This is a genomic window from Streptomyces sp. NPDC088147, from assembly GCF_044741565.1.
In the GTDB taxonomy this organism is placed as follows: Bacteria; Actinomycetota; Actinomycetes; order Streptomycetales; family Streptomycetaceae; genus Streptomyces.
In genome coordinates, this window is the sequence record NZ_JBIUSY010000005.1 from 641500 (window position 1) to 661206 (window position 19707).

A 19707-nucleotide genomic window follows, 5' to 3' on the forward strand; every position below is an offset into this window, starting at 1 on the left:
GCAGGGCCTCGTCCGCGCGGGCGGGTGCGTGCTCTGGCGCCGCTCGCCGCACGGGGGCGGCGGCACGGAGATCTGCCTGGTGCACCGGCCCAAATACGACGACTGGTCCCACCCCAAGGGCAAGCTCAAGCGCGCGGAGGACCCGCTGGCCGGGGCCCTGCGCGAGGTCCTGGAGGAGACGGGCCACCACTGTGTGCCGGGGACCCGGCTCGGCACCGTGCGCTATCTGGCACAGGGACGCCCCAAAGAGGTCACGTACTGGGCGGCCGAGGCGACGGACGGCACGTTCGTCCCGAACGACGAGGTCGACCGCATCGTGTGGCTGTCCCCGCCGGCGGCCCGCGACCGCCTGACGCAGCCCCGCGACCGGCTACTGGTCGACGCGCTCCTGAACGCGCCGCACGCGCCGTAGCGCCCTGTCGGCCGGGAGCGGTCCGGACCGCCGGCCCAGGCGTTGGGGTCCCGCGGATCACGTCGAGTACTCCAGCTCGGTCAGGGCGGCCTGCCTCACGACCAGGGCGAGTTCGTCGACGTCCAGGGCCGCGAGGTACTTCACGAGCGCGTCGCGCGTCTCGTGCACGCGCTCGGCCAGCGCCACACCGCTGATGTCACGGGGCGGAATGATCCGACGGAACGCAGGCTCCTCCATCGCACCCGCGATCAGCTTCTCGGCCAGCCACACTGGGGTGCGCTCCCGGATGGCGAACGTCACGTGGACGCTGTCCTCGTCGATGTCCGCCACATAGGGATTGTGGACCCAGCCCCTCGGCAACAGCAGCGACTGCCCCGCGCGGAGATCGAACTCGGCGTCCGGGCCGGCGGCCTCCCAGTCCGGGATGTAGTTCTCGCGCCACACCCGCCAGGATGCGTTGAACTCCCTCATCGGCGCTTCCACGGGCGGGCGCCACAGTTGCCACCGCTTGACCCCCGCTGCCTGCACGATCACCGCCATCTGCTGATCCCAATGGTGGCGAAGCCCCTGATTTCCCGGCGGCGTCAGGAACGCGTGGACGTAGTTCGAATATCCCGTCATTGAGGAACGCCGAAGTGACAATGCGGTCGAGTTCCGTGGTGTCGCGCCGGTACACGCGAGGTTCGTCCGGCCAGGAAGTCAAGAGGTCGGCTACGCCGGTCTCCGGGAGCAGAAGACTGAGCGACATGGCATCCTTTCCCACCCGCTGTGCTGTCAGAGAAGCGGCATCGGGCATGGAATCCGAGAGAGAAAGCGATGAGGGCAGCACACAACTGAGAACGACACCAGATTCGAGGACTTGGTGTAGTGGACCCAGACGGCATCACTGCCCCGTCTGAGCGCGTCCTCCGCGTAGTCGGCCTTCGTATCCAAATCGATGTACGCCTGCTCGCCACCCAGGTTGCCTCCGCAGAAGTTCTCGAACTCTGCTCCTTCGGCAGGAAGGCTGTAGATGGTGTTGGGCGGCTCGGTCTCAGCTTTTGCCACAGTTCCCACAGTGATCACCTCGCGCTACGTAACGCTTACTGACGTGAGGTAAAGCATCGACTTACGGCGCAACGGGCTTCCATAGGCTTCTACGGACTTGCACGGATTCACCCGAGCGCGTCGATTGCGGCAGTGATCAACTTGCGGGCGTTCGCTCCGTAGACCGCGATCCTGGACAGCTCTTTGAACGTACGTGCATACTCGGCGACTTCACGCGGCTGCGTCACCGTAAGATTCGCCGACACCAGTTCCACGGATGCTTGTGCGTCATCGAAGAGAGAGAAGGACTCGGTCGGCCATGCATCGCCACGCTCAGTTCCCACAGGGATAACGCCGAGACTCACGGACGGTTGGGATGCCGCCGCGATGAGATGGCCGAGTTGGCCGCTCATGACGCGGGCATCTCCGATCACTGTGCGGAGAACCCATTCCTCCACGAGCATGGCGAATCCCTGATGACCTGAGCGAAGGATGCGCTGTCGGTCCATCCGCACCGCGACAGCGGCATCAACGTCATCCGGAGCATCCCGCAGGGCAACCACCGTGTTGAGTACGGCACGGGTGTAGTCGGGAGTCTGCAAGAGACCGGGAACGACCCACGACTGGTAGAAGCGGAAGCGCCGGGTTCGCTCGAAAAGGGGCAGCACGGACTGCTGCACCCGCTTCAGGCCGCCCCTCTCCAGACGCCTCCACTCGACGTACATGCCTTCGATGCCACGGGCCGTGGCAATGAGGTCAGCGGTCTGGCCCTCCGCATCGCACAGCCTCGTCCAGACGCGGATGTCGGCGTCGGAGGGCGGCGTCTTGCCGTTCTCGATGCGCGAGGTCTTGGACTCATGCCACCCAGCAGCCGCCGCCAAAGCCCGGCCCGTCATGCCGGAGTCCTTCCGGAGCTCACGCAGGCGCGATCCGAGGGCTTCCTTGGCTTGCCGGACGCTCGACGAAGGCGACGACGGGGCCACGGGAGAAGTGTGCCTGTTCACTCGTAGCTCAGGACGGCCTGTACTCCTCGTGCGGTACCGCCCGTTCCCACACCGCCTCGAAGGCCGCCGAACAGAGCTGCGCAACGCCAGGATCAGCCGTGCGCTCCTCGTCCCCTTCCGGGGAGAGTTCCCCTTCTCCGGTGAAATGGAGAAACACGACCAGACTGTCGTCGAACAGCCAGAAATCGTTGCCGGGGAGGGCCAGATCCGAGGCCCGGCGACGGGGAAGCCAACGGACCCGCTCGCCGCCGGCGGCGTTGCCGGCCGTCAGGTGATGCTCGAACCGGATGTAGTCGCTGATCGGCTCGGAGACGATCCGAGCCCGGCGAACCGCTACGCCGCGGCCGGTGATCTCACGCATCAGCTCCAGCCAGGGACGCTGATCCGGATCACTGTCGGCGGAGACAGAGTGCCTGTCCCGCTGCCAGGCGATGAAGCGCGGATCCGACCTCATGTAGCCGTCCCGCATCTCCAGGTGCACCGCCGACCGCTTGGCCAGCCGGAACAGCTCGTCAAACGTGGGTTCCGCCGCCACCGGTGACCTCCGGGAAGAACATGACCATGTACTTGGGGATCTCGACCACGGTCTCGTGGTCGGGCAGGTCCATCTGAGACAGCCGCTCCTCGTCACGTACCTTCAAGCCCTGAACCAGGTACTTGTCCGCCACGTCGTCGTAGTACACAGTCGGGGACTTGCCTTCGGGAGAGTTCGGGTCCTTGCCGAGCATGTGCAGAGCCATGACGACCTCCAGCTTCACGGCCAACGATGTCTGGACCTCAGCTTGGGGCGGAATCACCTGAGCAGACAGGAACTTGCATGAACTTGCGCGGATTCGCCGGCCTCTGAAGAACGGTGGGACCACCAGGACGGTCCCCGGCGCCGCACCCGACGTAGTGGCCCTACGCCGCACAGCGGGCCGTACCCGACGTAGCGCGCCGTACGCGGCTCGGCGCCGGTCACCATGTGGCGCTTTCGTGATCGCGAGTACGCCCTCCGTACACCCAGTCGGGTGTACGGCACGCGCGCCGGAACCACACCGCCCCGCGAGGTTCACCTCCCGTTCACTCGCCCCCGTCGGCGGCTTCACCTGATCTGCCTAATTTCGGCCTTACACGGTGACGGTCATAGCGCCGCACCAGCCACCCCGACGCACGCCGCCGTACAAAGGCTCAGACCGGCGGCTCCTGGAAGGAAACACCCGAAGTGAAGCTTCAGCGCAAGAACGGGCTGCGCGCCACCGCGCTCGGTGCCCTCGCCGTCTCCGGCGCCCTGGTTCTCACGGCGTGCGGTTCGGACGACAACGCTCCCGAGGGCACGGCGACGAAGTCGTCCGCCGCGACGAGCGCGGTGTGCAAGGACGCCAAGGGTCAGCTGCTCGCGTCCGGTTCCAGCGCGCAGAAGAACGCCATGGACCTCTGGATCAAGAACTACATGGCCACCTGCACCGGCGTGGAGGTCAACTACAAGTCCTCGTCGTCCGGCGAGGGCATCGTCGCCTTCAACCAGGGCACGGTCGGCTTCGCCGGCTCCGACTCGGCGCTGAAGCCCGAAGAGGTCGCCGACTCGAAGAAGATCTGCACCGGCGGCCAGGGCATCAACCTGCCGATGGTCGGCGGACCGATCGCGATCGGTTACCACCTGGAGGGTGTGGACAGCCTCGTCCTCGACGCCCCCACCCTCGCCAAGATCTTCGACAGCAAGATCAAGAGCTGGGACGACGCGGCGATCAAGGCGCTCAACCCCGACGCCAAGCTCCCCAAGAAGCCGATCCAGGCCTTCCACCGCTCCGAGGACTCCGGCACCACGCAGAACCTCGGCAAGTACCTGGGCGCCACGGCCTCGTCCGACTGGAAGTACGAGGCCGAGAAGAAGTGGCCCGCCCCCGGCGGCCAGGCGGCTTCCGGCTCCTCCGGTGTCGCCACCCAGGTGAAGCAGGTCGACGGCTCGATCGGTTACTTCGAGCTCTCCTACGCCACCTCGCAGCAGATCTCGACGGTCAAGATCGACACGGGCGCCAGCGCCCCGGTCGAGGCGACCTCCGAGAACGCCTCCAAGGCCATCGCCGCCGCCAAGATCAAGGGCACCGGCAAGGACCTGGCCCTGGACCTCGACTACACCACCAAGGCCGACGGCGCCTACCCGATCGTCCTGGTGACGTACGAGATCGCCTGCGACAAGGGCAACAAGCCCGAGACCCTGGCCACGGTCAAGTCCTTCCTGACCTACACGGCCGGCGCCGACGGTCAGGCGCTGCTCTCCGAGGCCGGCTACGCGCCGATCCCCGCCGAGATCAACGCCAAGGTCCGCGAGACGGTCGACTCCCTCTCGTAACCACAGAGCGACAGGTGACGGCCGCCGGTCCACGGGATCTCTCCGGACCGGCGGCCGCCACCTCATCCGGTGCACCGCCGCCAGGGGAGCCAGCCCTCCCCCACACAGACCGGAAAGACCATGGCTTCCACCACATCGATAGACACCCCACCACCGCCGCAGCCCCCGCGTACCGACCCTCCGTCGGCGACGACCTCCACCGGGCGTGCGGGCGACAAGATCTTCTCGGGCCTCTCCAGGGGCTCGGGCATTCTGCTGCTCGTCATCATGGCGTCGATCGCGGGCTTCCTCGCCTACCGCGCCTCCATCGCCATCTCCAAGGACGAGGGCAACTTCCTCACCACGTTCGACTGGAACCCCTCCGCGTCCCCGCCGGTCTTCGGCATCGCGGTCCTGCTCTTCGGCACGGTCGTCAGCTCGATCATCGCGATGGTCATCGCGGTTCCGATCGCTGTCGGCATCGCGCTGTTCATCTCGCACTACGCGCCCCGCAAGGTGGCCGCGCCCCTCGCCTACGTCGTGGACCTGCTGGCCGCCGTGCCGAGCATCATCTACGGCATCTGGGGCGCCCTCGTCCTCGTGCCGTATCTCGACGGTCTGAACTCCTGGCTCGACCAGTACTTCGCCTGGACGTACATCTTCGACCAGACGCAGCCCGGCGTGGCCCGCAACATGCTCACCGTCGGCATCCTGCTGGCGATCATGATCCTGCCGATCGTGACCAGCGTCAGCCGCGAGGTCTTCCTCCAGGTCCCGCGCATGAACGAGGAGGCGGCGCTCGCCCTGGGCGCCACCCGCTGGGAGGTCATCCGGCTCTCGGTGCTGCCCTTCGGACGCTCCGGTGTCATCTCCGCGTCGATGCTGGGGCTCGGCCGCGCGCTCGGCGAGACGATGGCCGTCGCCACGGTCCTCTCGCCGAGCTATCTGATCTCGCTCCATCTGCTCGACCCGGGCGGCGGCACGTTCGCCCAGAACATCGCGGCGAAGTTCGACGAGGCCAATGAGTTCGGGCGCGACGCCCTGATCGCCTCCGGTCTGGTCCTCTTCGTCCTCACCCTGCTGGTGAACGGCGCGGCCCGTCTGATCATCGCGCGCCGCAAGGAGTACTCGGGGGCCAACGCATGAGCCACGCAGCTGTTCAGGACACACCGACCCCGGTGCCGCCCCCGGGCGGGCCGGGCAGCCTCAGCCAGCGCAGCCTCCCCCGCTGGGCACCGGCCGGCTTCGCCCTCCTCGGCATCCTCGTCGGCGTGGGCGTCGGCGCCGCCGCCGGTCTCGACAGCAAGGTCCAGTGGGGCCTGATCGCGGTCGTCGCCTTCGTCGTCATCTCGTACGTCGTCACGACGACCGTCGAGAACCAGCGCCAGGCCAGGGACCGGCTGGCCACCAGCATCGTCTGGGTCTGCTTCGTCCTCGCCGTCATCCCGCTGTTCTCGCTCCTCTGGACGACGATCAGCCGCGGCATCGAGATCCTCGACGGGTACTTCCTGTCGCACTCCATGGCCGGTGTGCCCAGCGCCGAGGTGGGCGGCGGTGTCTACCACGCGCTCCTCGGCACGCTGGAGCAGGTCGGCATCGCCACCGTGATCTCGGCGCCGATCGGCCTGCTGACCGCCGTGTACCTGGTCGAGTACGGCAAGGGCGCGCTGGCCAAGGCCGTCACGTTCTTCGTGGACGTCATGACCGGCATCCCGTCCATCGTCGCGGGTCTCTTCATCCTGTCGATCGTGCTCATGTTCAAGATCGAGCCGTCCGGCCTGCTCGGAGCGCTCGCGCTGGCGATCCTGATGATCCCGGTCGTGGTCCGCTCCACCGAGGAGATGCTCAAGCTCGTACCGAACGAGCTGCGCGAGGCGTCCCTCGCCCTCGGCGTACCGAAGTGGCGCACGATCCTCAAGGTCGTCCTGCCGACCGCGATCGGCGGTATCACCACCGGTGTGATGCTCGCGATCGCGCGTATCGCCGGTGAGACCGCGCCGATCATCCTCCTCGTCTTCGGCAGCCAGCTGATCAACCCGAACCCCTTCGAGGGTGCGCAGTCCTCGCTGCCCTTCTACATCTACGAGCAGTACAAGGCCGGCGAGGTGGCCTCGATCGACCGTGCCTGGGCAGCGGCCCTGGTGCTGATCGCGTTCGTCATGATCCTCAACCTGGTGGCGCGCGGCATCGCCCGCTGGAAGGCCCCGAAGACCGGCCGCTGAGGCCTCGATATCCGGCTCCGCCGCGCGGGGCCACGAAAGAAGCAGTGATTGACATGGCCAAGCGAATCGACGTCAGCGGTCTGACCGCCTACTACGGCTCCCACCGGGCCATCGACGACATCTCGATGACCGTGGAGCCCCGCTCCGTGACGGCCTTCATCGGCCCGTCCGGCTGCGGCAAGTCCACCTTCCTCCGCACCCTCAACCGCATGCACGAGGTCACCCCCGGCGGCCGGGTCGAGGGCAAGGTCCTGCTGGACGACGAGAACCTGTACGGGCCGAACGTCGACCCGGTCGCGGTGCGCCGTACCGTCGGCATGGTCTTCCAGCGTCCGAACCCGTTCCCGACGATGTCGATCTTCGACAACGTCGCGGCGGGCCTGCGGCTCAACGGCAAGGTCCGCAAGAGCGAGCTGGCCGAGGTCGTGGAGAAGTCCCTCAAGGGCGCCAACCTCTGGAACGAGGTCAAGGACCGCCTGAACAAGCCCGGTTCCGGCCTCTCCGGCGGCCAGCAGCAGCGTCTGTGCATCGCCCGCGCGATCGCGGTCGAGCCGGACGTGCTGCTGATGGACGAGCCCTGCTCCGCCCTCGACCCGATCTCCACCCTCGCCATCGAGGACCTGATCGGGGAGCTGAAGGAGCGCTTCACGATCGTCATCGTGACGCACAACATGCAGCAGGCGGCGCGTGTGTCGGACCGTACGGCGTTCTTCAACCTGGCCGCCGTCGGCCAGCCCGGCAAGCTCATCGAGATAGACGAGACCGAGCGGATCTTCGCCAATCCGTCCGTACAGGCAACGGAGGACTACATCTCCGGACGCTTCGGATAGGCGGCAGCCGTCCTGCGGTGCTGCATGGCGGTGCCACCGCACGGCGAAGGGCCCGCCCCCTCTCCCAGGGGGGCGGGCCCACTTCTTTTGTACGGGCTTCTTTGTCCGGGCTTCTTTGTCCGGGCTTCCTCGTACGGGCTTCCTTCTGCGGGCTTCCTTGTACGAGTGACTCAGCCGGGGCAGCCGGGGGCGAGCTTGTACGGGCGCCTCGGCCGAAGGCCCTCAGCCGAAGGCGAGGTTCACCAGCCAGAAGCTCACGGCCGCGACGAGCGCCGCCGCCGGCATCGTGATGAACCAGCCGAGAATGATGTTCTTGGCGACCCCCCAGCGGACCGCGTTGACCCGCTTCGTCGCCCCGGCGCCCATGATCGCCGAGGTGATGACATGCGTCGTGGAGATCGGCGCGTGGAACAGGAACGCCGAGCCGAACATGATGGACGCGCCCGTCGTCTCCGCCGCGAACCCCTGCGGCGGGTCCAGCTCGATGATCTTCCGGCCGAGCGTCCGCATGATGCGCCAGCCGCCCGCGTACGTACCGAGGGACAGCATCAGCGCGCAGACGATCTTCACCCAGACCGGGATCGCGTCTCCGGAGTCCTCCACATCGGCGATGACCAGCGCCATCACCACAATGCCCATCGTCTTCTGGGCGTCCTGAAGACCGTGCCCGAGCGCCATACCCGCCGCCGAGACGGTCTGGGCTATCCGGAAACCGCGCTTGGCCTTGTGCGGGTTGGTCCTGCGGAACAGCCACATGATCGCGACCATCACCAGATATCCGACGATCAGGCCGACGACTGGGGAGACGAACATCGGGATGACGATCTTCTCCAGCACCCCGCCCCAGATGACATCGGTCCCGCCGGCCAGCGCCGCGCCCACCATGCCGCCGAACAGCGCGTGGGAGGACGAGGACGGAAGCCCGAAGTACCAGGTGACCAGGTTCCAGACGATCGCTCCGACCAGCGCGGCGAAGAGGATGCCCATCCCCCGCGATCCGTGCGGCGTGGCGATCAGGCCCTCGCTGACGGTCTTGGCGACCCCCTGGCCGAGGAACGCGCCCGCGAGGTTCATCACCGCGGCCATCGCCAGAGCCGCACGCGGGGTCAGTGCCCGGGTCGAGACCGAGGTGGCGATGGCGTTGGCGGAGTCGTGAAAGCCGTTGGTGTAGGTGAAACCGAGCGCGACGGCGACGGTCACGATCAGCGCGAAGGTGTCCACGTGGTTCAGGACTCCTTGACCGCGATGGTCTCCACCGTGTTCGCGACGTGCTCGAACGCGTCGGCGGCCTCTTCGAGCACGTCGACGATCTGCTTGAGCTTGAGCACCTCCATCGCGTCGTACTTGCCGTTGAAGAGGTGGGCGAGCAGCTTGCGGTGGATCTGGTCCGCCTGGTTCTCCAGCCGGTTGACCTCGATCCAGTACTCGGTGAGGTTGTTCATCGTGCGCAGGTGCGGCATCGCCTCGGCGGTCAGCTCGGCGGCGCGGGCGAGCACCTCGATCTGCTGCTCGACACCCTTGGGAAGCTCTTCGATGTTGTAGAGGACGACGAGATCGACGGCCTCCTCCATGAAGTCCATGATGTCGTCGAGCTGGGACGCGAGGCTGTAGATGTCCTCACGGTCGAACGGCGTGATGAAGGAGGAGTTGAGCTGATGGAAGATCGCGTGAGTGGCGTCGTCGCCCGCGTGCTCCGCTGCCCTCATCCGCTCCGCGATCTCGGCTCGGGCGGAGGAATCCGCCCCGAGGAGTTCCATCAGGAGCTTGGAGCCCGTGACGATGTTGTCCGCGGACGCGGCGAACATGTCATAGAAGCTCGTCTCCCTGGGGGTCAGACGAAATCGCACGTGGGGTCCTCGGGTTACATGGGATTCGGTCAGGGGTGATGCTAGGCGCAACATCCGGCCACGGCTAACCGGCAAGTTCCCAGTGTCACCCATGGTGGCAAGGCGAAAAGCACAGGCCCCTGCCCCCGGCCCCAGAGACGGGTAACATATACCCAGGTAGGGTATACACCCCTTTTCGGACAGCACCATCACGGCACCATCACCATCCACCGGCATCCATCGGTATCAGCTGACAGCACAACGGGAGGACGCGATGACGACCACTGAGGCGGCCGACGTGACGGGCACCGCCGCCGCCGTCACCACCGACGCCGTCACCACCGATCACGACCGCGGGGTGCACGGCTACCACAAGCAGAAGGACGAACACCTCAAGCGGCTGCGCAGGATCGAGGGCCAGATCCGCGGCCTCCAGCGGCTGGTCGACGAGGACGTCTACTGCATCGACATACTGACCCAGGTCTCCGCCTCGACGAAGGCGCTCCAGTCCTTCGCGCTCCAGCTCCTCGAAGAACACCTGCGCCACTGCGTGGCCGACGCCGCGGTCAAGGGCGGCGAGGAGATCGACGCGAAGGTGGAGGAGGCGACCAAGGCGATCGCCCGGCTGCTCCGTACCTGACGTGCCTGTGACGCACCCGACACGTCAGAGGGACGTGACGTACATGACGTTCGCGACGCCGGCCGCCCCATGACCACCGGGGCGGCACCGGCGGTCACTCCCCGCAGGAGTCTCTTCGCCGGGGCCCCCGGGACGTCCCTGGATGGCGAGGGGCGGCGGGCCGTTCCGCCCTCACGTTCAGCACCTCGTCGATACGGTCCGGGCTGAGCCGTTCCCCGTCCGCGGCCGACGCCGCGATCATCAACTCCCCGCACCACTCGATCTCGGCGAGGGCCACGTGGTCCTGGACGTTCGGCGTGCGCAACAGAGCCACGTGCATTCACCTCTTCCTGCCGGTGTCGACTTCCTAGCGTAGGGAGCGTGATACACACCGCGCATGGCACGTCTGGACCATTTCCGCCTTGGTCCTCTGTGGTTACGGCTTGATTCGATCTTGCCGATCGCGCCATGGAGCCTTCGCGTTCGGCACACCGCGCACCGCACACCGCAACACCACGGCCCGCACTCCGCTCAGGACTTGATCTCCCCGGCGAAGATGTCGTCCCGCGGGGGCAGCGTGACGGCGACCCGCTCCCCGAACGCGTACAGCAGCGTCGTCGAGGCGACCGCGACCGTACGCCCCTGGTTGACATAGCTGAACCGGTGCCTGACCTTGCGCAGCCGCCCCGCGTCGTCCAGATACGCGTCGAACGGCACCGCGTCCTCGCCGAACCCCTTCGCCGCCGCGCCCAGCGCCCCGCGCGCGTACGACGACGCGGCCTTCGCGGCCCGCCCGATATCGGTGACACCCCTGTAGTGCCAGACATGGGTGCCGGCGAGATCCTGCTCGGCGACAAAGGTCACATTCCGGGCGGCACGCAGCAGTTCGGCCGCGGTCAGCGGATCCGTCGCCCCGCCGGTGACCAGATTCCCGTCCTCCAGCGTGGTCGAGTCGACCCTGACCCACTTGTCGGCGGGCACCCCGGCGCCGCGGTTCTTCATGTACAGCGCGCCGGGCGACAGCAGTTCGGTGATCGGCCGGTGCTCGCTCGCGCCCGCGGGCTCCTTGGGCAGGACGACCCGGAGCCGCCCCATGCGCTCGCCGAAGTCGTAGCCGCCCTCGCCGCGGATGGTCACGCGCGTCCCGCCTGCGGCCATCTCCATGGACGTACTCGCCTTCGAACTGCCCGCCGCGAGCAGCGCGTCGGCCGCCCTCAGCACCGCCGCGGGATCACTGCCGGGCCGGTCGTCGGCCACGGCGCCGCCGCTCCCGGAACAGCCGGCGGTCGTGGCCACGACCCCCGCCATGGTCACGACGGCGAACGCCACGCCCCTGCGTCTGTGCTGCTGCACCACCATCGCCTGCCAACCCCCAACACCTGACCGCCGCTTGTCCGAAGCCCACCCGCTCCGGATAACGACGCCCGGCGTTCCTCGTCACGCCGGTCCCGGTCACGGGACGCCTACGCCCCGGTACCGTGGAGATGTGTGCGAGCAAGACACCACTGATCCCCCCACCGCCGCCTCACCTCCCCCCTCGTCTCCCCGCTCATCCAGATCCCCCGGAGCCGGAGCCTCTTCCCGTTCCGGTCCGGCACCGCACGAGACCACGACCGTCGAACGCGGCTCGTTCTGCACGGCACGCTGCACCTGCGGCTGGTCGGGCCATGCCCGCAGATCGCGCGACCTCGCCCGTACCGACGCCGCGACCCACGCGACGGCCCAGCCACCGACCGAGACGGCGAAGAGCTGAGGCGGATGGAACGACGCTCCCTGCTCACCGCCGCGGCCGGTGTCCTGGTCACCGCCGCCACGGCGACCGCGTGCACCGGCGACGGCGCCACGGACGGCAAGCACGGCGCGGGCGGCCGTACCCCCGGCGCGCCCGCCCGGAGCCCCGCGAGAACACCCCCCGCCGGCGCCCCAAGCTGGGACGCGCTGGCGCAGGGGCTCGACGGGGATCTCGTACGGCCGGACGACGCCGCGTACGAGACCGCCCGGCAGCTCTACAACACCCGCTTCGACACCCTGAGACCCGCGGCCGTCGCCTATGTCCGGGGCGAGGACGACATCGAGGAGTGCCTCGCCTTCGCCAGGACGCACGGCACGCCCGTCTCCATCCGCGGCGGCGGCCACTCGTACGCGGGCTGGTCCAGCGGCAACGGCCGGCTCGTCATCGACGTGACGCGGCTCGACTCGCTGCGGGGCGCGGCCACGGACGGCACGGTCGGAGCCGGAGCCCGGCTCGCCGACGTCTACCGGGCCCTCGCGGACGCGGGCCGTACGATCCCCGCCGGTTCCTGTCCCACCGTCGGCATCGCCGGGCTCACCCTCGGCGGCGGACATGGCGTCGCCGCCCGCGCCTACGGCCTCACCTGCGACAGCCTCGCCTCCGCGACCCTCATCACGGCCGACTGCGAGCGGCTGACCGCCGACTCCGAGCAGCACACGGACCTGTTCTGGGCGCTGCGCGGCGCGGGCAACGGCAACTTCGGGGTCGTCACCGAGCTGCGCTTCCGTACGCATCCGGCGCCCCCGGCCGTCGCCGCCTCCGCGAGCTGGCCGTGGTCGAAGGCCGACGCGCTGCTCGGCGCCTGGCAGGAGTGGGGCCCCGACCAGCCGGACGAGATCTGGTCCTCGCTCCATCTCAACGCCGGTCCGGGCGGCGTCGACCCGACCCTGTCCCTCTCCGCCTTCTCCCTCGGCGGCGAGGACGAGCTGAAGAACGCGCTCGACCGGCTCGCCGACGGACCGGGCGGCCCTGGCCCTGCGCGTTTCATCTCCGTGCGGCAGCGCGACTACGAGGAGGCGATGCTGATCTACGCGGGCTGTTCCGGCCTCACCGAGGAGCAGTGCCGGCTGCCCGGTACGACGCCCGGCCGCGGCGAACAGGGCGCGCTCCGGCGCGAGACCTACGCGGCCGCCTCCGACTTCTACCTCCGCCCGCTCTCCCCGGCCGGCCGGCGCGCCCTCATCTCCGCCTCCGAGACCTTCGCCCGGTTCCCGGCCGCCGAGGGCGGCAGCGGCTCCCTCACCCTCACCGCGCTCGGCGGCGCGGTCAACCGGGTGGACCCGCTCGCGACGGCCTTCGTCCACCGGGGTTCGCGGGTGCTGGCGCAGTACGTCGCGGGGTGGGAGCCGGGCACCTCCGGATCGGCCCAGCGCGCGTGGCTGAAAGACACTCATGGATCGATGCGCCGGCACGCCTCGGGCGCGGCGTACCAGAACTACACCGACCCGACGCTGCCCGACTGGCGCACGTCGTACTACGGCGCGGCGGCGGACCGGCTGGCCCGGCTGAAGACGCGGTACGACCCCGACCGCCTCTTCGATTTCCCGCAGGCGCTGTGAGCCCTCGGGGCCTTGGGGCTTTGAGGCTTTGGGGCCTCGCAGCCTTGGTATCCCGCCGCCTTTCGTAGCCCGTACGGCTCACCGAGGTGGCCGTGAGGGCCAGTTGACGATGGCCTGTATCTAGCAGGCGGGGGGCCGGCAAGCGGGGGGCTCATCCCGACTCGCAAGGGCGTACCCATGCACGGACCCATGCACGGACACGGATCCCGGATAGCCGCGCTGGCCGCGGCCACCGTTCTCCTTCTCGCGCTCGGCGGCGGCGCCGCCACAGCTGTGGACAGGCCCACCGATCCGGGTCAGCTGACCCTCATCAACACCGCCGTCGGCCGGGTGATCGCGGACAAGATCGGCAATCCGCTCTACATGCGGACGGCCGACGAACCGGACAACCCGGATTGCACCGGCGAGTGCGCCGACGTCTGGCCGGCCGCGACCGGCTATCCGACGAAGGGGCGGGGTGTCACCAACGACACCGCGCAGACCGTGCTGAACGCGGAGAACAGCGATCAGCCACAGGTCATCTACAACACGCACCCGCTCTACTACTACTCGAACGACAAGCCGCACCTGCCACGCGGGCAGCACGTGGACGGCTTCACGCTCGTCTCCCCGAACGGCAGCGCGATGGTGCTGCCGCTGAGCGCGGGCCCGGATCCGGACCCGACGGTGTCGGGGACGACGTCGTCCACGTCCAGGGCGAAACCCCCGGCGACACCGACGCGGACCCGGGCGGCCCCCGTCCCGACGCGTGCCCCCACCAGGGCGCCCACGAGGGCGGCCACCAGGGCACCCGCCAGGACTCCCACGAAAGCGCCCACCAGGGCGGCGCCGAGAACACCCACGAAGGCGCCCACGAGAGCGCCCACGAGAGCGGCGACAAGGGCAGCGACAAAGGCGCCCACGCGGGCAGCCACGAAGGCGCCGGTGGCACCGGCGACCAGGGTGCCCACCCCCGCCGCCCGCGTGACCCCGGCTCGTACGGCCGCCCCCGCGGTCCCCCGTACGACCACCGGCACGTCCACCACCCCCGCCGTCGGGGGGCTGACGATCACCCCGTCCGGCGCGGCGCGCGGAGGCGCGGACCACATGACCGCCGCCAACCCGTCGGGCAGCTACGGCGCGGCCGAACTCACCCTCGCCATCGGTGCCACCGCCGCGGCCTCCGCCGGCACGATCCTCGTGGTGCGCCGGTACCAGCGCCGTTCGACGGGAGGACAGCACTGACCGGCACGGCGGGCCGGGCGGACATATCCAGCAGCGACGGCGGGACCGGCCGGTCGGCCAAGCCGACCGGACCGGTCAGGCGGCCGGCCAGGACGGTCAAGGCCCTCTTCGTCATAGCGGCCCTGTGCGCGACGGCCGCCGTACTGCTGCATGTGTTCCCGCTCCGGCCCGCGCCACGGACAGCGGCCCTCCGCGAACCACGGACCGTCCAGGTCACGGACCCGCCGTCCGCCCCCGTACGACTGCGCATCCCGGCACTCGGTGTGCGCGCGGAGGTCCTGCCGCTGGCGCTCGACGACGAGGGCACGCTGGACGCACCGGGGTTCCGGAACGCGATGAAGGTCGGCTGGTTCGCCCTGGGACCACGCCCCGGCGAACGCGGCCCGGCGGTCCTGATCGGCCACCGGGACGCTCCGGCGAACCCCGGGACCGTCCCGGTCCGCAACGGACGCGACGACATCAAGAACGCCGTCTTCGCGAAGCTGGGCCGGCTGCGCCCCGGCGACGCGATCGAGACGGAGCTGGGCGACGGGCGGCGGCTGACGTTCCGGGTGACGGCTGTCGATACGTACCGTACGGAACGATTCCCGACGGAACGGGTCTACGGCCCGGTGCCGACCCCGGAGCTACGGCTGATCACCTGCGGGGGAGTCATCGACGCCCAGGGCCACTGGGACTCGAATGTGGTGGTCAGCGCGGTCGCGGACTTCTAGGGAGCGCGGCGGACGTCCCGCCCGGTGCGGCGGACGTCCCGCCTGGCGGACGTCCCGCCCGGTGGGACGTGACCGGCTCAGGCCGCGAGATTGTTGTCGTCGGGGCGCGGCTCGGGGATACCGAGCGGCCGCGTCCCGCCGACAGCTCCGGCGCCCGTGGCGGCGGCGAGATCCGCCTCACGGGCGGCCCGCGCCCGTACGAACCACCCGACGCGCGGCGACCGGGAGATCGCCGACACCAGCGGGGTGAGCAGGGCGAGGGCGAGCGGCGTGAGCAGCAGCGCGACCGCCGTACCGAGGGCGAAGCCGCCGATGACATCGGTCGGGTAATGGACGCCCATGTAGACACGGGAGAAGCCCGCGAAGAGGGCCAGGCCGATCGCGGCGAACCCGAGCTTGCGGTGGGCGATGAAGACGCCGACGGCGAGGGCCATCGCCATCGTGGAGTGGTCGCTGACGAACGAGTAGTCCGTCTTCCCCGCCACCAGGACCTCCAGGCCCTTGTGGTCCAGGAACGGCCTCGGCCGTTCGACGAAGCCCCGGATCGGGATATTGATCAGCAGCGCGATCCCGGCGGCGAGCGGCGCCCAGACCAGCCCGGCGACAGCCGTGACCGAATCCTCCGCGGACCCGCGCCTGCGCACGCTCCACCAGCCCCAGAGCCCGATGAGCACGAGCCCGAACATGATCCCGTACTCACCGACGAACTCCATCACGCGGTCGAACCATGTCGGGGCGTCCTTGGCGAGTCCGTTGATGTCGTAGAGCAGGCTGACGTCGGGGTTCGACCCATCCAGTACGAGTCCAGCCATCTGCTGCGGCCCCTTGCCTACTTGTCGCCCTGCCGCGCCACACCTTCGTGGCCGACGCCTCTACCAACCCCCGTGGTCAGTACGGAACATGCTGCGTGATCAGTACCGCAGCTGTCGTCCAGGGAACGGCCTACGCGCCGCGTACGTTCCTCTCTCCACCGAACGATCACCATGACGTTATCGAAGAGTGACACATAGTCGCAGCTCAGGGCGGCGGCCGGACGGAGAGTTCCGGCCACGGCCGCCTGTCGGACCCCTCGGCGCCCCGGCCCCGCGGAGCCGGCCGGCCCTCCGGGGTCAGGCGGCCGGGCGGCTCGGGGGCAGGTCGGTGGGCAGCGATTTCGCGCCGTCCTCGGTGACGCGGGTGGCCCCGAAGTAATCGGGGGTGTCGATCTTGTCGAACCGGATGACGGCCCCGGTATACGGCGCGTTGATCATGTAGCCGCCCCCCACGTACAACCCCACATGCCGGATCGCCCGCGAGTTGGTGAGATCGTCCGAGAAGAAGACGAGATCACCGGGGAGCAGCTCGTCCCGCGAGGGATGCTCGCCGGCGTTGTACTGATCATTGGCCACCCGCGGCAGCTCGATCCCCACGGTCCGGTACGCGGCCTGCGTCAGCCCGGAACAGTCGAACCGGCCGCCCTGATCGGGGGTCCCGTTCCCGCCCCAGAGATAGGGCGTTCCCAGCTTCTGCTGAGCGAAGTAGATGGCCGCGGCGGCCTGCTTCGAGGGCTCGACCCGCCCGATGGGCCGGGCGAAGCTCTTCTCCAGAGTCCGGATGATCTTGACGTAGTTCTGCGTCTCCCGGTACGGCGGCACGCCCCCGTACTTGATGACGGCGTACGCCCCGGCGTTGTACGCCGCGAGCATGTTGCTGGTCTTGTCGCCGGGCACGTCCTTGACGTATCCGGCCAATTCGCAGTCGTACGAGGCGGCCGAGGGAATCGCGTCACGCGGATCCCAGATGTCCCGCGTCCCGTCCTTGTTCCCGTCGATCCCATGGGCCTCCCAGGTACCGGGGATGAACTGCCCGATGCCCTTGGCGTTGGCGGGACTCTGGGCGCTGGGATTCCAGCCGCTCTCCTGGTACAACTGCGCGGCGAGCAGCGCGGGGTTGATGGCGGGACAGAGATTGCCCCACTGCTGCACAAGCGGCTGATAGGCGGCGGGCACGGCCCCCTTCGCCAACCCCACGGCCCGCCCGCCCCCGCCCACACCCCCGACAAGACCGGCGGCGGCGGAGTAGGTCCCGACGACCAGCAGAGCGACGAAACTCAACCCCAGCCCCCCGACAGCGGCCACGAGGAGCCATGTCTTACGCACCGTCACACACCCTCCGCGTCAGGGCCACTGTCGTGGGCCAGTGTAGGCGCGGAGTTGACGGATCAGGAGGCGGACGACGAGGACGTCGGAAGAGGGCCGCTGGATGACCAGAATTCGTCGTGGACGTCGGGGCGCGAGGGGGCGCGTACGGCGCGGACGCTTTGCGGCCAAGGGTGGCCAAGGGCGCCCGGCGGCCGGCCGGACAGCGCGGCGGCGGCGCCAAGTTCACTCGTACGGTGGGCGAGGAGCGGGAGCGGGACCGAGCCCGGACCCGGTGGTTCTAGACGTTTCGAACGTGCCATGAACCACAAAGGTGTAACAACGACAGTCATTGCCCGGAGTCACGCTCCGTGATACACAGAGTAACCATACGCGTTCTCGCATACCCGATCCGTGACTGATCGGGGCACCGTCGTCGGTCATATGTGCGGGGATCGGGTAAAGAGAGCCGCCAAGCGGCTTACGAGGGCGGTTCCATCAGCGAAGATAGAGCGTGACCCGTGCCATGGGGCTCGGGCGTGAACGACCCAACAGGGGCGGTGAGTTACATGTACCTGGCGGCCGAAAAGGGCGACATCACCACCATCATCGGTGGCATCGCCCCGAACTGGGGCCCTTTCGGGACACTTGGGAACGAGGCCCGGATCATGATCGAGGTCGTGATGGCGGTGGCCATCCTGCTCTGCCTCGGCATCGCGATCTGGGGTGCGGCCAAGCAGCGGATCGGAGCGACAGCGCTACGGGACACGTTCAGCGCTGAGCAGGGCAAGGGCCTGATCGTCGCCGGACTCACCGGCGTCTTCATCATCGGCTCACTGGGCACACTCTTCACGATCGTGTACGGGATGGCCGTCTGACCCGCGTCCACCTCTCCCTGTCCCTGCCATCCGCCCTCCTCTCCCTCCTCCCTCCTCCCCCTCCTCCCTCTCTCCCGTCCCGCCGGTCCGCACCGGACGTGCCCGGGTTCACCCTCAACACCACCCGTCCGTCGCACCCACCGGCTGAGGTTGCGTCTCCCTGATGTCGAGTCACCACACCGCGCCCGCGCGGGAACCAGCACGGCTACCGTCGTACTACGCGGACACCGCGGGCACCGCGGAACCGCACACGTCTGAGGGGGCGCACGCGGCATGAGCTTCGGCGACGAGCACGGCTACGGCGGCGACCCGGGCCGTACATCGGGCCGTACGGACGACGGCTTCGGCGGTACGGGCCAGACCCGTACCCGCCTGCCCGACGGCAGAAGCGGCGACATGTACGGCGGCCCGCGCCGCCCGGCGCGCAGCTCGCGCTCGCTCATCACCGTGGTGGGCGTCGTGGTCCTGCTCATCGCCGCTATCGCGTTCGCGAACCGCGGCGGCGGGGGTGGTGGTGCCTCCGACGGCGGCAAGGACGGCGCGGCCGGACCCGGCGCGGACCCGACGGCGGCGACGGGGGTCGAGCCGGTGACGGGGAAGAACGGGGAGATCCCCTCGGGGTTCGCGCGGAACGAGCAGGGGGCGGCGAGCGCGGCGGCGAACTACGCGGTGGCGCTCGGTTCCGACGGCATGTTCCGGCAGGACACCCGGCACGGCATCGTCGACACGGTCTACACCCCTGAGGCGGCGGACAAGCTCAAAGGTCCGCAAGACGCCGCGTACTCACCGGCGTTCCTGCAAAAGCTGGGGCTGGACGCGGACGGCAATCCTCCTGAGGGAAGCACGTTCGTCACCCGCACGGTCCCGGTCGGTACCAAGGTGGAACGTCTCTCGGGAGACACGGCCGAGGCGTCGGTCTGGTACATGGGTCTGATCGGGATGTCCGGTCCTGACTCGACGAACCCCGTGCGGACGACCTGGAAGACCTGGACCTTCGACCTGCGGTGGCTGAGCAACGAGTGGAAGGTCACCGCCGACTCGCAGAAGGACGGCCCGGCCCCCGTCCCCGGCGATGTCGCGGCCTCCACGGCGGACGAGATCAGCAAGGCTGTCGAGCAGTTCGGAGGCTTCACCTATGCCAGGTAGCTCTCGTATGCCAGGTGACTCTCGTACG

22 protein-coding genes are annotated in these 19707 nt (G+C 68.9%); 11 read left to right on the forward strand and 11 right to left on the reverse strand.

Going from position 1 to position 19707, the window contains the following annotated elements:
* Positions 1 to 28 precede the first annotated feature (28 nt).
* Complete coding sequence (locus ACIOGX_RS20865; RefSeq protein WP_401768156.1) at positions 29 to 412, forward strand: NUDIX hydrolase; 384 nt, start codon at positions 29 to 31, stop codon at positions 410 to 412.
* A 57-nt stretch (positions 413 to 469) separates the two neighbouring features.
* Here the strand turns inward: ACIOGX_RS20865 and ACIOGX_RS20870 are convergent, their stop codons facing one another.
* From ACIOGX_RS20870 to ACIOGX_RS20890, 5 genes are all read right to left on the reverse strand, one after another.
* Positions 470 to 1033, reverse strand: a complete 564-nt coding sequence (locus ACIOGX_RS20870) for a JmjC domain-containing protein (protein ID WP_356514774.1) — start codon at positions 1031 to 1033, stop codon at positions 470 to 472.
* A gap of 153 nt (positions 1034 to 1186) precedes the next feature.
* A complete protein-coding gene (locus tag ACIOGX_RS20875; protein WP_401915036.1) occupies positions 1187 to 1459 on the reverse strand; it encodes a hypothetical protein in 273 nt (90 codons plus the stop codon).
* Positions 1460 to 1566: 107 nt separating this feature from the next.
* Entirely contained in the window at positions 1567 to 2421 is an 855-nt protein-coding gene (locus ACIOGX_RS20880) for a helix-turn-helix domain-containing protein (protein ID WP_401915038.1), read from the reverse strand.
* Positions 2422 to 2449: 28 nt separating this feature from the next.
* Complete coding sequence (locus ACIOGX_RS20885; RefSeq protein WP_356514768.1) at positions 2450 to 2977, reverse strand: DUF6879 family protein; 528 nt, start codon at positions 2975 to 2977, stop codon at positions 2450 to 2452.
* Positions 2955 to 3182 (reverse strand): hypothetical protein, encoded by a 228-nt coding sequence (locus ACIOGX_RS20890; RefSeq protein WP_356514766.1) that lies wholly within the window; start codon positions 3180 to 3182, stop codon positions 2955 to 2957. The genes ACIOGX_RS20885 and ACIOGX_RS20890 overlap by 23 nt, the downstream gene beginning before the upstream one ends.
* Positions 3183 to 3646: 464 nt before the next feature.
* Here ACIOGX_RS20890 and pstS point away from each other — a divergent pair, with 464 nt between their 5' ends.
* The 4 genes from pstS (at position 3647) to pstB (ending at position 7805) form a co-directional block, all read left to right on the forward strand.
* Positions 3647 to 4774 (forward strand): phosphate ABC transporter substrate-binding protein PstS, encoded by a 1128-nt coding sequence (pstS, locus tag ACIOGX_RS20895; protein ID WP_129767949.1) that lies wholly within the window; start codon positions 3647 to 3649, stop codon positions 4772 to 4774.
* A 120-nt stretch (positions 4775 to 4894) separates the two neighbouring features.
* Positions 4895 to 5899: a phosphate ABC transporter permease subunit PstC gene (gene pstC / locus ACIOGX_RS20900; protein ID WP_401915043.1), complete on the forward strand. Its 1005-nt coding sequence runs from the start codon at positions 4895 to 4897 to the stop codon at positions 5897 to 5899.
* Entirely contained in the window at positions 5896 to 6975 is a 1080-nt protein-coding gene (gene pstA, locus ACIOGX_RS20905) for a phosphate ABC transporter permease PstA (RefSeq protein WP_356514762.1), read from the forward strand. The genes pstC and pstA overlap by 4 nt, the downstream gene beginning before the upstream one ends.
* A gap of 53 nt (positions 6976 to 7028) precedes the next feature.
* A complete protein-coding gene (pstB, locus tag ACIOGX_RS20910) occupies positions 7029 to 7805 on the forward strand; it encodes a phosphate ABC transporter ATP-binding protein PstB (RefSeq protein WP_351415183.1) in 777 nt (258 codons plus the stop codon).
* Positions 7806 to 8027: 222 nt separating this feature from the next.
* Here pstB and ACIOGX_RS20915 read toward each other — a convergent pair whose 3' ends face one another.
* Both ACIOGX_RS20915 and ACIOGX_RS20920 read right to left on the reverse strand, forming a co-directional pair.
* Positions 8028 to 9026, reverse strand: coding sequence for an anion permease (locus ACIOGX_RS20915; protein WP_401767904.1), 999 nt, complete (start codon positions 9024 to 9026; stop codon positions 8028 to 8030).
* A 5-nt stretch (positions 9027 to 9031) separates the two neighbouring features.
* Positions 9032 to 9652, reverse strand: a complete 621-nt coding sequence (locus ACIOGX_RS20920) for a DUF47 domain-containing protein (protein ID WP_129767944.1) — start codon at positions 9650 to 9652, stop codon at positions 9032 to 9034.
* Positions 9653 to 9905: 253 nt separating this feature from the next.
* Between ACIOGX_RS20920 and ACIOGX_RS20925 the strand changes: the two genes are divergently transcribed.
* Positions 9906 to 10271: a metal-sensitive transcriptional regulator gene (locus ACIOGX_RS20925; protein ID WP_401915047.1), complete on the forward strand. Its 366-nt coding sequence runs from the start codon at positions 9906 to 9908 to the stop codon at positions 10269 to 10271.
* A gap of 94 nt (positions 10272 to 10365) precedes the next feature.
* On the opposite strand, the gene ACIOGX_RS20930 is transcribed toward ACIOGX_RS20925, so the two are convergent.
* Both ACIOGX_RS20930 and ACIOGX_RS20935 read right to left on the reverse strand, forming a co-directional pair.
* Positions 10366 to 10590: a hypothetical protein gene (locus tag ACIOGX_RS20930; protein ID WP_030353475.1), complete on the reverse strand. Its 225-nt coding sequence runs from the start codon at positions 10588 to 10590 to the stop codon at positions 10366 to 10368.
* Positions 10591 to 10781: 191 nt separating this feature from the next.
* Positions 10782 to 11609, reverse strand: coding sequence for a hypothetical protein (locus ACIOGX_RS20935; protein ID WP_401915050.1), 828 nt, complete (start codon positions 11607 to 11609; stop codon positions 10782 to 10784).
* A 399-nt stretch (positions 11610 to 12008) separates the two neighbouring features.
* Between ACIOGX_RS20935 and ACIOGX_RS20940 the strand changes: the two genes are divergently transcribed.
* From ACIOGX_RS20940 to ACIOGX_RS20950, 3 genes are all read left to right on the forward strand, one after another.
* Positions 12009 to 13601, forward strand: a complete 1593-nt coding sequence (locus tag ACIOGX_RS20940; protein WP_401915053.1) for an FAD-binding oxidoreductase — start codon at positions 12009 to 12011, stop codon at positions 13599 to 13601.
* Between the two features lie 189 nt (positions 13602 to 13790).
* Positions 13791 to 14825 (forward strand): hypothetical protein, encoded by a 1035-nt coding sequence (locus ACIOGX_RS20945; protein WP_356514755.1) that lies wholly within the window; start codon positions 13791 to 13793, stop codon positions 14823 to 14825.
* A gap of 152 nt (positions 14826 to 14977) precedes the next feature.
* Positions 14978 to 15538: a sortase domain-bontaining protein gene (locus ACIOGX_RS20950; protein ID WP_356514753.1), complete on the forward strand. Its 561-nt coding sequence runs from the start codon at positions 14978 to 14980 to the stop codon at positions 15536 to 15538.
* A gap of 77 nt (positions 15539 to 15615) precedes the next feature.
* Here ACIOGX_RS20950 and ACIOGX_RS20955 read toward each other — a convergent pair whose 3' ends face one another.
* A complete protein-coding gene (locus ACIOGX_RS20955) occupies positions 15616 to 16350 on the reverse strand; it encodes a phosphatase PAP2 family protein (RefSeq protein ID WP_356514751.1) in 735 nt (244 codons plus the stop codon).
* Positions 16351 to 16647: 297 nt separating this feature from the next.
* Complete coding sequence (locus tag ACIOGX_RS20960) at positions 16648 to 17676, reverse strand: bifunctional lytic transglycosylase/C40 family peptidase (RefSeq protein ID WP_356515163.1); 1029 nt, start codon at positions 17674 to 17676, stop codon at positions 16648 to 16650.
* Between the two features lie 548 nt (positions 17677 to 18224).
* Between ACIOGX_RS20960 and ACIOGX_RS20965 the strand changes: the two genes are divergently transcribed.
* Both ACIOGX_RS20965 and ACIOGX_RS20970 read left to right on the forward strand, forming a co-directional pair.
* Positions 18225 to 18533, forward strand: coding sequence for a hypothetical protein (locus ACIOGX_RS20965; RefSeq protein ID WP_030353484.1), 309 nt, complete (start codon positions 18225 to 18227; stop codon positions 18531 to 18533).
* Between the two features lie 273 nt (positions 18534 to 18806).
* Positions 18807 to 19679: a hypothetical protein gene (locus ACIOGX_RS20970; protein WP_401915058.1), complete on the forward strand. Its 873-nt coding sequence runs from the start codon at positions 18807 to 18809 to the stop codon at positions 19677 to 19679.
* The last annotated feature ends 28 nt before the right edge of the window (positions 19680 to 19707 follow it).